Annotated in this window: 16 protein-coding genes and 1 pseudogene; 8 read left to right on the top strand and 9 right to left on the bottom strand. The window is 50.9% G+C overall.

Annotated elements, in window-relative coordinates; all coding sequences use genetic code 11:
- The first annotated feature begins 101 nt into the window (after positions 1–101).
- The gene (gene waaA / locus OGY33_RS21920) at positions 102–1,379 is read left to right on the top strand and encodes a lipid IV(A) 3-deoxy-D-manno-octulosonic acid transferase (protein WP_048215295.1); all 1,278 of its coding nucleotides are present in this window, start codon (positions 102–104) and stop codon (positions 1,377–1,379) included.
- Positions 1,380–1,387: 8 nt separating this feature from the next.
- A complete protein-coding gene (gene coaD / locus OGY33_RS21915; RefSeq protein WP_003024099.1) occupies positions 1,388–1,867 on the top strand; it encodes a pantetheine-phosphate adenylyltransferase in 480 nt (159 codons plus the stop codon).
- 38 nt (positions 1,868–1,905) lie between these two features.
- Here the strand turns inward: coaD and mutM are convergent, their stop codons facing one another.
- The 4 genes from mutM to radC all read right to left on the bottom strand — a co-directional run bounded on the left by mutM (position 1,906) and on the right by radC (position 4,180).
- Positions 1,906–2,715, bottom strand: a complete 810-nt coding sequence (gene mutM / locus OGY33_RS21910) for a bifunctional DNA-formamidopyrimidine glycosylase/DNA-(apurinic or apyrimidinic site) lyase (RefSeq protein WP_003827288.1) — start codon at positions 2,713–2,715, stop codon at positions 1,906–1,908.
- A 98-nt stretch (positions 2,716–2,813) separates the two neighbouring features.
- Positions 2,814–2,981 (bottom strand): 50S ribosomal protein L33, encoded by a 168-nt coding sequence (rpmG, locus tag OGY33_RS21905; RefSeq protein WP_003024094.1) that lies wholly within the window; start codon positions 2,979–2,981, stop codon positions 2,814–2,816.
- Between the two features lie 20 nt (positions 2,982–3,001).
- Positions 3,002–3,238 carry a 50S ribosomal protein L28 gene (rpmB, locus tag OGY33_RS21900; RefSeq protein ID WP_003024071.1) on the bottom strand — a complete coding sequence of 79 codons (237 nt, stop codon included), beginning with the start codon at positions 3,236–3,238 and terminating at the stop codon, positions 3,002–3,004.
- A 276-nt stretch (positions 3,239–3,514) separates the two neighbouring features.
- Complete coding sequence (radC, locus tag OGY33_RS21895) at positions 3,515–4,180, bottom strand: RadC family protein (protein WP_048227329.1); 666 nt, start codon at positions 4,178–4,180, stop codon at positions 3,515–3,517.
- A 171-nt stretch (positions 4,181–4,351) separates the two neighbouring features.
- Here radC and coaBC point away from each other — a divergent pair, with 171 nt between their 5' ends.
- The 3 genes from coaBC (at position 4,352) to slmA (ending at position 6,721) form a co-directional block, all read left to right on the top strand.
- Positions 4,352–5,572, top strand: a complete 1,221-nt coding sequence (coaBC, locus tag OGY33_RS21890; RefSeq protein ID WP_095533115.1) for a bifunctional phosphopantothenoylcysteine decarboxylase/phosphopantothenate--cysteine ligase CoaBC — start codon at positions 4,352–4,354, stop codon at positions 5,570–5,572.
- On the top strand, positions 5,550–6,008 hold the full coding sequence (gene dut, locus OGY33_RS21885) for a dUTP diphosphatase (protein ID WP_003827259.1): 459 nt from the start codon (positions 5,550–5,552) through the stop codon (positions 6,006–6,008). Before coaBC ends, dut begins: the two co-directional genes overlap by 23 nt.
- Positions 6,009–6,124: 116 nt before the next feature.
- Entirely contained in the window at positions 6,125–6,721 is a 597-nt protein-coding gene (gene slmA, locus OGY33_RS21880; RefSeq protein WP_003827257.1) for a nucleoid occlusion factor SlmA, read from the top strand.
- A 66-nt stretch (positions 6,722–6,787) separates the two neighbouring features.
- Here slmA and pyrE read toward each other — a convergent pair whose 3' ends face one another.
- Positions 6,788–7,429, bottom strand: coding sequence for an orotate phosphoribosyltransferase (gene pyrE / locus OGY33_RS21875; RefSeq protein WP_003837602.1), 642 nt, complete (start codon positions 7,427–7,429; stop codon positions 6,788–6,790).
- A gap of 65 nt (positions 7,430–7,494) precedes the next feature.
- Positions 7,495–8,211, bottom strand: a complete 717-nt coding sequence (rph, locus tag OGY33_RS21870) for a ribonuclease PH (protein ID WP_003024054.1) — start codon at positions 8,209–8,211, stop codon at positions 7,495–7,497.
- 125 nt (positions 8,212–8,336) lie between these two features.
- Between rph and OGY33_RS21865 the strand changes: the two genes are divergently transcribed.
- The gene (locus OGY33_RS21865; protein WP_003024052.1) at positions 8,337–9,200 is read left to right on the top strand and encodes a YicC/YloC family endoribonuclease; all 864 of its coding nucleotides are present in this window, start codon (positions 8,337–8,339) and stop codon (positions 9,198–9,200) included.
- A gap of 102 nt (positions 9,201–9,302) precedes the next feature.
- Here the strand turns inward: OGY33_RS21865 and OGY33_RS21860 are convergent, their stop codons facing one another.
- Both OGY33_RS21860 and OGY33_RS21855 read right to left on the bottom strand, forming a co-directional pair.
- Complete coding sequence (locus OGY33_RS21860; protein WP_149607897.1) at positions 9,303–9,743, bottom strand: hypothetical protein; 441 nt, start codon at positions 9,741–9,743, stop codon at positions 9,303–9,305.
- Between the two features lie 13 nt (positions 9,744–9,756).
- Positions 9,757–10,008, bottom strand: a pseudogene (locus OGY33_RS21855) (hypothetical protein); the annotation flags it as partial.
- Positions 10,009–10,468: 460 nt separating this feature from the next.
- On the opposite strand from OGY33_RS21855, the gene OGY33_RS21850 reads away from it, so the two are divergent.
- On the top strand, positions 10,469–11,086 hold the full coding sequence (locus tag OGY33_RS21850) for a trimeric intracellular cation channel family protein (RefSeq protein ID WP_003024049.1): 618 nt from the start codon (positions 10,469–10,471) through the stop codon (positions 11,084–11,086).
- On the opposite strand, the gene ligB is transcribed toward OGY33_RS21850, so the two are convergent.
- Positions 11,083–12,762, bottom strand: a complete 1,680-nt coding sequence (ligB, locus tag OGY33_RS21845; RefSeq protein ID WP_191238009.1) for an NAD-dependent DNA ligase LigB — start codon at positions 12,760–12,762, stop codon at positions 11,083–11,085. The genes OGY33_RS21850 and ligB overlap by 4 nt on opposite strands.
- 261 nt (positions 12,763–13,023) lie before the next feature.
- On the opposite strand from ligB, the gene gmk reads away from it, so the two are divergent.
- Complete coding sequence (gene gmk / locus OGY33_RS21840) at positions 13,024–13,647, top strand: guanylate kinase (protein WP_003024042.1); 624 nt, start codon at positions 13,024–13,026, stop codon at positions 13,645–13,647.
- Positions 13,648–13,698: the final 51 nt, after the last annotated feature.

The following is a 13,698-nucleotide window of genomic DNA, read 5'->3' as shown; positions in this document are numbered from 1 at the left end:
CTCATCAATTCCATCGTTTTGATACAACCTGGATAAAAATGATGGTAAAGCCATAGTTAAATACATAGAATCCCCAGCACATTCATAAGTCAGCTACCATTATGCTCGAATTGCTTTACACCGCCCTTTTCTACCTTATTCAGCCTTTGATCTGGATACGGCTTTGGGTGCGCGGACGTAAGGCTCCGGCCTACCGTAAACGCTGGGGCGAACGCTACGGCTTTTATCGCCGCCCGCTAAAACCTGGCGGCATCATGCTTCATTCGGTTTCTGTGGGCGAAACGCTGGCTGCAATCCCATTAGTTCGCGCTCTGCGACATCGTTATCCCGACTTGCCGATCACGGTAACCACCATGACGCCAACCGGTTCCGAGCGCGTACAATCTGCTTTTGGTACTGACGTTCAGCACATTTATTTACCATACGATTTACCGGATGCCCTGAACCGTTTTCTGAATAAAGTTGACCCCAAACTGGTGTTAATTATGGAAACCGAGCTGTGGCCAAATCTGATCGCGGCACTCCATAAGCGCCACATTCCTCTGGTCATTGCCAACGCACGTCTTTCTGCTCGTTCAGCCGCTGGTTATGCGAAATTAGGTAAATTTGTTGGCAGACTACTGCGTCGAATTACGTTGATTGCCGCACAAAACGAAGAAGATGGCGCACGTTTTATTACGCTTGGCGCCAGAAGCAATCAAGTCACCGTTACTGGCAGCCTGAAGTTTGATATATCCGTAACACCGCAACTGGCCGCAAAAGCGGTGACATTACGTCGTCAATGGGCGCCTCACCGCCCGGTATGGATTGCAACCAGCACCCACGACGGCGAAGAAAGCATCATCATTGCCGCCCATCAGGCGTTATTAAATCAGTTCCCGAATCTTTTATTGATTCTGGTTCCCAGACATCCTGAACGGTTCCCGGATGCCATTAACCTCGTACGCCAGGCTGGACTAAGCTATACCACTCGTTCTTCGGGTGAAGTTCCATCATCAGGTACTCAGGTTGTGATCGGCGATACCATGGGTGAGCTGATGTTGCTGTATGGCATTGCCGACCTTGCTTTTGTCGGCGGTTCACTGGTTGAACGTGGTGGACACAACCCGCTGGAAGCGGCAGCGCATGCTATTCCGGTGTTGATGGGACCACATACGTTTAATTTTAAAGATATTTGCGCCCGTCTCGAACAGGCAAGCGGATTGATCACCGTCACCGACGCAGCTACGCTGGTGAAAGAGGTCTCTTCTTTACTGACCGATGCAGATTATCGTAATTTTTATGGCCGTCACGCAGTTGAAGTTCTGTATCAAAATCAGGGCGCTCTACAGCGTCTGCTGCAACTGCTGGAACCTTACCTGCCACCCAAAACGCATTGAGGCAAGTCATGCAAAAACGGGCGATTTATCCAGGAACCTTTGATCCTATTACTAACGGCCACCTCGATATCGTGACGCGTGCGACAAGCATGTTTGATCACGTGATTCTGGCGATTGCCGCAAGCCCCAGTAAAAAGCCGATGTTTACTCTGGAAGAGCGCGTTGAGCTGGCACAACAGGCAACGGCGCATCTTGGCAATGTGGAAGTGCTGGGATTCAGCGATCTGATGGCAAACTTTGCCCGTGATAATCAGGCGAACATTCTGATCCGTGGCCTGCGCGCGGTAGCCGATTTTGAGTATGAAATGCAGCTGGCTCATATGAACCGCCACCTCATGCCACAGCTGGAAAGCGTTTTTCTGATGCCATCTAAAGAGTGGTCATTTATCTCATCGTCACTGGTGAAAGAAGTTGCCCGCCACCAGGGTGACGTGACGCACTTTTTGCCGGAAAACGTCCATCAGGCGTTAATGAGTAAACTGAAGTAATGCACCTGGCCGGATGCAGCATCCGGCCAGCAATGAAACTATTTCTGACAGCGACGACAATAGAACGTTGTACGCTGGGCGTGTTTTGTCGCAACAATCGGTGCGCCACATGCGCGGCAAGGTTCACCTTCTCTCCCATAGACCTGCAGCTCCTGGGCAAAATAGCCAGGCTTACCGTCACTTTGCAGAAAGTCCTTCAGCGTCGTCCCGCCCTGCTCGATAGAACGCAGCAACACCGCCTTGATAACGCGTACCAGCAATTCACACTCATCTTTCGACAGCGATGACGCAAGACGGTCAGGATGAATCCCAGCCGCAAATAGCGACTCGCTGGCGTAGATATTACCCACACCCACCACCAGCTTGTTATCCATCAGCCAGGGTTTAATCGCCGTTTTCTTCTTCGCACATTTCTGCTGTAGATAATTGGCGTTGAAATCGTCGCTCAGCGGCTCAGGGCCAAGATGAGCGAGGACATTATGTCCATCCAGTTCTTTAGTCCACAGCCAGGCGCCAAAGCGGCGGGGATCGGTATAACGCAGAACTTTGCCGTTGCTCATCACTAAGTCAACGTGGTCGTGCTTGTCTGCCGGAAGCTCTTCAGGAAGGATACGCAAGCTACCCGACATCCCCAGATGAATGATTATCCAGCCATCCGCCAGTTCTAGCAGCAGGTATTTCGCGCGCCGCTGTACGCTGAGGACAGGTTGATCACTCAGACGATAGATTTCCTCAGATACTGGCCAACGCAAACGACCGTTACGCACCGTCGCGTGCATAATCGTTGCCCCCACCAAATGCGGCTCAATACCACGGCGGCTGGTTTCGACTTCAGGTAATTCAGGCATAGTATCTCCGGCGGTATGTCAGGTCTCATTAATATGGGGACGGCCAGAAAACAAAAAACCCCGCCGAGGCAGGGTTTTTCTTTACATCAAAACGAAAATTATTTGATTTTCGCTTCTTTGTATAAAACGTGCTGACGAACAACTGGATCGAACTTTTTCAGTTCCAGTTTTTCCGGCTTAGTACGTTTGTTCTTCGTAGTGGTATAGAAGTGACCAGTACCAGCAGAAGAAACCAGCTTGATTTTCTCACGAATACCTTTAGCCATGATTTATTTCCTCTTAGTACTTAGTACTTTTCGCCACGGGCACGCAGTTCAGACAGAACTGTTTCGATGCCTTTCTTATCAATAACACGCATACCTTTAGCAGATACACGCAGGGTGACAAAACGCTTCTCGCTCTCAACCCAAAAACGGTGAGAGTGCAGGTTAGGCAGGAAACGGCGTTTAGTCGCGTTCAGTGCGTGGGAACGGTTGTTACCGGTCACCGGACGCTTGCCAGTAACTTGGCAGACTCGGGACATGTCTATTCTCCAAAAATCAAATTAGCTCGAGCTTCGTATGGGGTATTGGCGCCTCGTCAGGCTTCTCAGCCCGGTTATCGCAGTTCAATACACTTAATCTTTCAATGTTGCCTCGTCATTGGACGCAACAAGAATGATTTTGCGTATTTGCGAACTCTCGATTGCCAGGCCCAAATGCCAAACCCGAGATTCTCAAAGGTGGCGTAGTATACGCTGAGTCAGCGATGTGCTCAAGTCCCGAACAGACAAAGATCCCGATGGATCGCGTAAAGTGCGTTAAATCCAACCGCGTTCCGCAAAAGAAACGTACTCTCCGCGCCCAATGACCAGATGATCAAGCACCCGGATATCCATGAACTGACAGCATTTCACAACACGCTCAGTGATGAGTTTATCTGCTTTACTCGGCTCTGCACACCCCGAAGGGTGATTATGCGCAAGGATCACCGCAGAAGCATTCATTTTTATCGCTTCACGGACAATTTCTCTCGGATGCACCTCGACATGGCTAAGCGTACCGGAAAAAAGTTTGCTGTGTTTAATCACGCGATGTTGAGAATCCATAAAGATCACCAGAAAGATCTCGCGTTCCTCTTGCGAAAGCTGGCTTTGCAGAAATTCACGCGCCATTTCCGGACTAAGTAGAGCACGCTCCTCTATCATTCGCACGTTGTAGTAGCGTCTTGCCAGCTCCGCAATCCCCTTCAACTGTGCGTACTTCGCGATACCGATTCCCTGAACATAGCTAAAATCCATGTAATCAGCAGACAGCAGACCATACAGCGACTCAAAATGCTGAAGCATCTCTTTCGCCAGCGTAAGCACATCTTTACCCTGCATGCCGGTACGTAAAAAAAGAGCCAAAAGCTCAACATCGGTCAGAGAACTGGCCCCCTGCGCCAACAGCTTTTCCCGGGGCATCATACTTCCTGTATTTTCCATGCTTCTCCCTCCTCTCGCGTCCGCATAGTGGCATAACACCGACGGTGAATCGACGTGCTGTTTTCACTTCTTCGTAGCGCCTCGCAAAGTGGAGTACGGTCAAAAGCACGACAAATTGCGGATTGTGATAAAATATCCGCCTTCTGGTGAAACCCAACAGGAAAGATCATGATGAGCCTGGCCGGTAAAAAAATCGTACTTGGCGTCAGTGGTGGTATTGCTGCGTACAAGACCCCTGAGTTGGTGCGTCGTTTACGGGAACGCGGCGCTGACGTCCGCGTGGCGATGACCGAAGCGGCAAAAGCATTTATTACTCCCCTGAGTTTACAGGCGGTTTCAGGTTATCCCGTTTCCGACAGCCTGCTTGACCCCGCAGCCGAAGCCGCGATGGGCCACATTGAGCTGGGAAAATGGGCCGATTTGGTCATCCTGGCACCCGCTACAGCAGACCTGATTGCTCGTGTCGCCGCAGGTATGGCCAACGACCTGGTGTCAACGATTTGTCTGGCAACGCCTGCTCCTGTTGCTGTACTGCCAGCCATGAACCAGCAGATGTATCGCGCTGCCGCGACCCAGCACAATCTGGGTATTCTTGCCTCACGCGGTTTGCTCATTTGGGGTCCTGACAGCGGTAGTCAGGCATGTGGTGATATCGGCCCTGGACGTATGCTGGATCCGTTAACGATTGTGGATATGGCGGCAGAACATTTTTCACCTGTCAACGATCTGCAACATCTCAACATCATGATTACGGCGGGCCCGACGCGTGAACCGCTTGATCCCGTGCGTTATATTTCCAACCACAGTTCCGGGAAGATGGGGTTTGCGATCGCGGCCGCTGCCGCAAAGCGCGGTGCAAACGTCACACTGGTATCGGGTCCGGTTTCGTTATCCACACCACCATTTGTTCAGCGGGTTGATGTGATGACCGCGCTGGAAATGGAAGCCGCTGTGCAATCTGCGGTTCAACAACAGCATATTTTTATCGGTTGCGCTGCAGTCGCTGATTATCGCGCTGAAACTGTCGCCCACGAAAAAATAAAAAAACAAGCGACGCAGGGTGATGAATTAACAGTAAAAATGGTCAAAAACCCGGACATTATCGCCGGTGTTGCCGCACTGGATGCTAACCGTCCTTTTGTCGTTGGGTTTGCCGCCGAAACAAATAATGTGGAAGAATATGCCCGGCAAAAACGCATCCGCAAAAACCTTGATGTGATCTGTGCGAACGACGTTTCGCTGTCAACTCAAGGGTTTAACAGCGATAGCAACGCATTACACCTTTTTTGGCAGGATGGAGACAAAGTCTTACCGCTTGAGCGTAAAGAACTCCTGGGCCAATTATTACTCGACGAGATCGTGACCCGTTATGATGAAAAAAATCGACGTTAAGATTCTGGACCCGCGCGTAGGGCAACAATTTCCGCTCCCGACGTACGCCACTTCTGGTTCTGCCGGACTTGACCTGCGTGCTTGTCTTGATGACGCCGTAGAGCTGGCGCCGGGCGCAACAACGCTGGTGCCAACCGGGTTAGCTATCCACATTGCCGATCCTTCTCTGGCAGCGGTAATGCTCCCGCGCTCCGGGCTGGGCCATAAGCACGGTATCGTGCTGGGCAATCTGGTTGGTTTGATTGATTCCGACTACCAGGGCCAACTGATGGTGTCTGTCTGGAACCGTGGTCAGGACAGCTTCACTATTGAGCCGGGCGAACGTATCGCGCAGATGGTATTTGTACCGGTCGTGCAGGCTGAATTTAATCTGGTGGAAGAGTTTGAAGCCACCGATCGTGGCGAAGGTGGCTTCGGCCATTCCGGGCGCAAGTAACCCGCAGAAAAGCATCCCATAGCGTAATAACGCAATAACACACCGCAAACAACAGTTTGCGGTCGCTGTGTGGATGCCTGCCTGGCAAGAGCTTATTTTCAGGGGTATTTTGTAACATGGTAGAAAAGCAAACTGCGAAAAGGAATCGTCGCGAAGAAATACTTCAGTCTCTGGCACTGATGCTTGAGTCCAGCGATGGTAGCCAACGCATCACCACAGCAAAGCTGGCAGCCTCAGTTGGCGTATCCGAAGCGGCATTGTATCGCCATTTCCCCAGCAAGACCCGTATGTTCGATAGCCTGATTGAGTTTATCGAAGATAGTCTGATTACGCGTATCAATCTGATTTTGAAAGATGAAAAAGACACCAACGCGCGTCTGCGTCTGATCGTTCTGCTGATTTTAGGGTTTGGTGAGCGTAATCCAGGCCTGACACGAATTCTGACCGGACACGCGTTGATGTTCGAGCAAGACCGTCTGCAAGGTCGCATTAACCAACTTTTTGAGCGCATTGAAGCGCAGTTGCGCCAGGTTCTGCGAGAAAAAAGAATGCGTGAAGGTGAAGGCTACACCGTGGATGAAACGCTGCTGGCCAGCCAGTTACTGGCTTTCTGCGAAGGTATGCTGTCCCGGTTTGTACGTAGCGAATTTAAATACCGCCCAACGGATGATTTTGACACCCGCTGGCCGTTGGTCGCCGCTCAATTGCAGTAGCGATTTCGTCTTATCTGGCCTACGGGGTTACGTAGGCCAGATAAGCACAGCGCCATCCGGCAGTTCTTAAACGCCGTACGCTTCGCGATAGGCCCGTACTGCCACCAGATGCTCCGCCATCTCTGGTTTCTCTTCCAGATACGCAATCAGATCTTTCAGGGTAATGATAGAAATCACCTTGCAGCCATAATCACGTTCCACTTCCTGAATCGCGGAAATCTCGCCGCGACCGCGTTCCTGACGATCGAGAGAAATCAGTACCCCCGCCAGAGTGGCGCCATTCGCCTGGATAATTTCCATCGACTCACGAATCGCCGTACCTGCGGTGATAACATCATCCACCAGCATCACACGTCCCTCTAGTGCGCTACCGACCAGATTGCCGCCTTCACCGTGGGTCTTCGCCTCTTTACGGTTAAAGCAGTACGGCAAATCTTTATCGTGGTGTTCCGCCAGCGCAACGGCCGTTGTGGTCGCAATCGGAATACCTTTGTAGGCAGGGCCAAACAGCAAATCGAACTCAATACCGGAATCCACCAGCGCTTCGGCATAAAAACGGCCTAACAGTGCCAGGTCGCGCCCGGTATTAAACAGCCCGGCGTTGAAGAAATAGGGGCTTTTGCGCCCGGATTTCAGCGTAAATTCGCCAAACTTTAGTACCTGCTTGCTAAGCGCAAACTCAATAAACTGGCGCTGATACGGTTTCATGGATTCGCTCCTCATCTCACTTTATTACAGACAAAAAAAAGGCGACTCATCAGTCGCCTTTAAAATCAATTTTCTAACGCCGCCTTCTGCGTCGCTACAATGGATTCGATTCCCCCTCGGGCCAATGCCAGTAGGGTGAGAAGTTCTTCATGGCTGAACGGTTCGCCTTCCGCCGTACCCTGAACCTCTATAATGCGACCGTCCTCAGTCATCACTACGTTCATGTCGGTTTCAGCAGCAGAGTCTTCAACGTACTCAAGGTCACAGAGTGCTTCACCGTTCACAATGCCCACGGAAACCGCGGCGACCATCCCTTTCATCGGGTTAGTTTTCAGCTTACCGCTCGCCACCAGCTTGTTCAGCGCATCAGCCAACGCAACGCATGCGCCGGTAATTGATGCGGTGCGCGTACCGCCATCGGCCTGAATAACATCGCAATCCAGCGTAATTGTGAATTCGCCGAGCGTTTTCAGATCAACAGCAGCGCGCAGCGCGCGGGCGATCAGACGCTGGATTTCCATGGTACGACCACCCTGCTTACCTTTTGCCGCTTCACGGGCGTTACGGGTGTGCGTGGCGCGTGGCAGCATGCCATATTCTGCGGTGATCCAGCCCTGGCCCTGACCTTTCAAAAAACGTGGGACGCCTTCATCAATAGAAGCGGTACACAGCACTTTGGTATCACCAAATTCGACCAGCACGGAGCCTTCAGCGTGTTTTGTATAATTACGGGTCAGGGTGACGGGACGCACCTGATTGGCACTACGACCTGCTGGACGCATGATAAAATCTCCGGCTTGAAACGAATGTGGCTGCGCATTATACGGACTTCCGACTGTTATTCCTATCCTGACAAGACGCGGATGGCTATAATCCTCCCATCTCATCTTTAAAAACAGGAACGTCTATGATCCGCAGCATGACCGCCTACGCCCGGCGTGAAATCAAGGGTGAATGGGGTAGCGCCACCTGGGAAATGCGCTCGGTAAACCAGCGTTATCTGGAAACTTATTTTCGCCTGCCGGAGCAGTTCCGTAGTCTCGAACCCGTTGTTCGCGAACGTATTCGCACGCGTCTGACGCGCGGTAAAGTCGAATGTACGCTGCGTTTTGAGCCTGATGCCAGCGCGCAAGGCGAGCTGATTCTGAATGAAAAACTCGCTAAACAGCTCGTTAGCGCTGCTAACTGGGTCAAAATGCAGAGCGATGAAGGTGAAATCAACCCAGTTGATATCCTGCGCTGGCCTGGCGTAATGGCTGCCCAGGAGCAGGATCTGGACGCCATTGCCGCCGAAATCCTCGCCGCGCTTGACGGTACGCTGGATGACTTCATCGTTGCGCGTGAAACCGAAGGTCAGGCGCTGAAAGCGCTGATCGAGCAGCGTTTGGAAGGCGTCAGTGCTGAAGTCACAAAAGTGCGTGCACATATGCCAGAAATCCTGCAATGGCAGCGCGAGCGTCTGGTAGCCAAACTGGAAGACGCCCAGGTGCAACTGGAAAATAACCGCCTTGAGCAAGAGCTGGTGCTGATGGCGCAGCGTATCGATGTGGCAGAAGAATTAGATCGTCTGGAAGCCCACGTCAAAGAAACCTACAACATTCTGAAGAAAAAAGAGGCGGTTGGCCGTCGTCTGGACTTCATGATGCAGGAATTCAACCGTGAGTCGAACACTCTGGCATCGAAGTCTATCAATGCCGAAGTGACGAATTCCGCGATTGAACTGAAGGTTCTGATCGAGCAAATGCGCGAGCAGATTCAGAATATCGAGTAATTTTGCGTACCATACCTATGCTATCGTAAAGCACAGGATAGCCTGCTAAATGCGGGCTATCCCTACCGCCAATAAGTGCTGATTGATATAAAATTGGAGTAATTATTTATCTGGCATATATTTGTCGTTATAAAGACTCTTCAGAATATCAACCCGAACAGCGTTGCTGCTGTTCATATTCACAACTGTCAGTACTTCATCAGATCCCCTGAGGCGCCAACATTCTGCCTCTATATCGCATTTTTCCTGTTTTTCATAGCCCGCCATTGAGAGATATTCACTAATTTTCCACGTATCCTTGGTATTATAGAACGTCACACTCCATACATCAGCCTTAGGGCCAGAAATGTTCGTATAATTAAAGTCATACACTTGGGATATTCTCGGCATTTTTTTTAAAACTTGGGGAGTGTAATAATCATATTTGGCTTTATCAAACTCTGAATATTGTGCGTTACCTGCAAGTCTCATTTTAATATTAGGCCAGAAATAAGAGCTGCATATAGCTATTACCATCAGCACTATTATGACTGCCTGTTTCATATGTTTCCCTTTTTTACCAGTTAACGACCGTTCCATCTCTGGAAACTATTTTAACGTTACCAGAACTGAAGTCACTGTAAGGTATCACTGTTCTCATGAATGAGGGTAAAACACCTTTTACAGGAAGAGCTAAAGCTGATTTCATCGGATCGGGAAATAAAATCGGTTGGAATGAGGTGTTTTTAAAAGAGCCGATTGGACCATAATAATCCCAACGTCTGAGGGCTTCCTCTTTGCTGACAGGCTGCAATAGCGGGAATGGGTTACTATCTTACGCTCATGTCTATCACTCCGACTCACTTAATGCTGAAAATTTTGCTGTAAATGCGCCTACACGCATAGAGGCGATAGCTGAGGGGAACCATTTTTCAGAATAGAAGCCGCTGCATATCAGAGTTTACTCAGGATGACGTCCCTAATGGCTTCTGGAGTGTCAACTTGTCCTATGGTCGGGGGGATAGTTTGATGAAATATCATACGTGGCTCGCCAGTAAACGGCGGCGCTACGCGTTTTTTCCGATGAGCATGTTTATAACCTCTCACTACGCATTATATTTTCTCATCATTTATCAACATCATTAATATCGTGATATCGCATATCATATGGCATTTTCGCCAAACCAGCATTAGCTGTAGTTATTAAAATCACTTCACCTTAGAAAATCTCAATCGTGACAAGGCGCACAAATCGTTAACCTTAGCCCCCAGCAAATCAGGGGGAATACATGCTGTTACACGTTTTATATTTAATTGGTATTACTGCCGAAGCCATGACCGGTGCGCTTGCTGCTGGGCGTCGTCGTATGGATACATTTGGCGTCATCATCATTGCCACCGCGACGGCCATTGGCGGCGGATCGGTACGCGATATTCTTCTCGGCCACTATCCGCTTGGCTGGGTAAAGCACCCTGAATACGTCATTATCGTAGCGACCGCTGCGGTACTCACCACCATTATTGCTCCCGTCATGCCCTATCTGCGCAAAATATTCCTCGTACTGGATGCGCTGGGCCTGGTGGTCTTTTCTATTATCGGTGCTCAGGTGGCACTGGATATGGGTCATGGACCGATTATCGCCGTGGTCGCTGCGGTCACGACCGGCGTCTTCGGTGGCGTATTACGCGACATGTTCTGCAAACGCATCCCGTTAGTGTTCCAGAAAGAGCTGTATGCTGGCGTATCATTCGCCGCTGCTGTGTTGTACATCGTGCTACAGCATTATGTCTCCAGTCATGATGTAGTGGTTATCTCTACTCTGCTCTTCGGCTTTACCGCCCGACTGCTGGCGCTGCGCCTGAAGTTAGGGCTACCGGTATTTTACTATCGCCATGAAGGCCATTAAGGCATAAAGCCCGCGATCCGCTGAGCAGCCAGCCAGTTGCTCAGCGCTATGACCTCCCTGGTCTCCAGCCACTGAATGATCTGTCGTGCCCGGCGTTCCCCCATTAAAGGGAGCTGCCGCCAGCTTTGCTCATCACGGTGCTGCAATTGTTGCCACGAAGCATCCCGACTGGCATTCAGGGTTGCCTGTGTTAACGGTATTCCCATGGCAATAACCCAACGTGTGAACGGAAGATGGCGCGACAGGTTGAACTGATGCCACATCTTCTCCCCTTTGCTTACGCCTAATGTGGACTGGAGCTGCTCCTGAGTTAATCCGAGCCAGGAAAAGATATGTTCAAAGTGATACGCCTGATGAAGGTCACGCCATCCTGCCTCGCCGATACCCTCCAGCCCCAGCACTTCTTTACCGCCCAGCCAGACCAGTCTGGCAACAAACTGTTCCTGGCACTCCGCTGTAGCATAAAAACAGGTTAGTGAATTGAAGCGCCCCTCGGGGGGTATTGGCTTAGTACGCTGAGTGCTGCGCCAGACCACCTCGTCTATACGGGGTATCCCTTGTCCGGCCAGGCTCACCAGAATCTGATCGCCAGGCGCGATATCCCATTCATTCCAGCGTCGGACGGAGCCAATATTGACGCGCTGTACGCGTTTATCATCCAGCATGACGGGAGTCAGCAATGCAACCACCGCAATTTTCCCGCTTTTACCAACGGAGAACTGAATACCCGTTACCTCAGATACCCTCGTCACGGGAGGATATTTCCACGCAGCCAGCCAGTCCCCCTGTCCGGGTAGCCAATACTGTGCCCGTGGTTCTTTTGCCGTTCGCACCACGACACCATCCGTCACAAAAGGTAATGCTGAACTCCACCACCTGGCGCGCGACTTTTCGACGTCATCCGCATTCTTCACGGCCTGAGTATAGCGTTGCGTGTAACTGAACCCGGCAGCCGTGAGCTGCTCCAGTCTTTCAGGCATGACCACCGGACCATCAGGCCAGGCCCAGATAAAAATTGCCAGCGAGCGTAACATTTCCGGATTGCCCTGGCGCATCATTAATCCAGCAACCTTCGAGCGGGCGTTCATTCCCCCTCTCTGCTTCTGAATATGCCCCTCTTGCTGCAAAAATATCTCACCCTGCAACGTACTGTTAGCGAGTTTCCCCTTGGTGGAATGTGGTACAGAAGGGATCTGCAGAACCTTTTGCGTCCAGTCTTCGCCTTTCAGGCCATTACCACGGCTAATCGCCCGTACCAGATTGCCATTGCGATAGACTAACGTCACCGCCACGCCATCCACCTTCGGTTGCACCCAGAGATCGCTGCGAGCGAGCATCCATTGCTGTAGCGCTTGCTTATCAGCTAGTTTTCGAACGCCCGTGTGGGGAACTGGATGCGAGACAGTGCCACTTATTGGGGGCACAGACAGATCTGGTGGGACTTCATCGCCAAAACAGCGCTGCCACTGGATGAGTTGCGCATTGAGCTGGTCATAAACGCCGTCGTCTACGGCACTTTCCCCTTGTTTCCAGTAACTGTCATTCCACTGTGTAATCTGCTGCTGTAGTCGTGAAATTTCCTCGTTTGCCCTGGCAGGCGACCAGACGGGGCATACCGCCCACGCAGGTAAATGCCACACCAGTAAAACCAGCCCTATGCATTTCCATAATCCCATGCTATCTCCGCTGAACGATACGTTTCCCGGCAGGTATAGCGCGAAGTGAAATAGAAACAGAGCGGCAAAAATTCATCCTGCGAACAGCTTTCCGGACATTTGCATGTATTGCTGCAAATCATCGATAAAACAGGAAACTGGTACGCAAAACGCAATAAACATGCGCAAAAAGTGTGACAAGGGCTACGTCACATAGCGGCTACGTGTATAATAAGCCCGTATGTAGGCTCTCTTTCGACAATCACATACATTAAGATACTCATGGCTCAAGGCACGCTTTATATTGTTTCTGCCCCCAGTGGCGCGGGTAAATCCAGCCTGATTCAGGCTTTATTAAAGACCCAACCGTTGTATGACACCCAGGTTTCTGTTTCGCACACCACGCGCGCACCGCGCCCGGGGGAAGTGCACGGTGAACACTATTTCTTTGTGAACCATGATGAATTCAGAACCATGATTGGCAGAGACGCGTTCCTGGAACACGCGGAGGTTTTCGGTAATTACTACGGCACCTCGCGTGAAACCATTGAGCAAGTATTAGCATCCGGCGTAGACGTCTTTTTAGATATCGACTGGCAAGGTGCGCAGCAAATTCGTGAAAAAATGCCGCATGCGCGCAGTATTTTTATTTTGCCACCGTCTAAGATTGAGCTGGACCGCCGCCTGCGTGGCCGCGGTCAGGATAGCGAAGACGTGATCGCGAAACGTATGGCGCAAGCTGTTGCAGAAATGAGCCATTACGCCGAATATGATTATCTTATTGTGAACGATGATTTCGATACCGCCCTGGGCGATTTGAAAACCATCATTCGCGCCGAACGTCTGCGCATGAGCCGCCAAAAGCAGCGTCATGACGCTTTAATCAGCAAACTGTTGGCAGACTGAACCCACATTCAGTATCATGCCCAGTCATTTCTTCACCTGTGGAGCATTTTA

The organism is Citrobacter sp. Cpo032 (assembly GCF_030332975.1).
Taxonomy (GTDB): Bacteria; Pseudomonadota; Gammaproteobacteria; order Enterobacterales; family Enterobacteriaceae; genus Citrobacter; species Citrobacter portucalensis.
The sequence above is the reverse complement of the archived record's forward strand: the minus strand, read 5'-3'. Positions and strand labels throughout refer to the sequence as shown.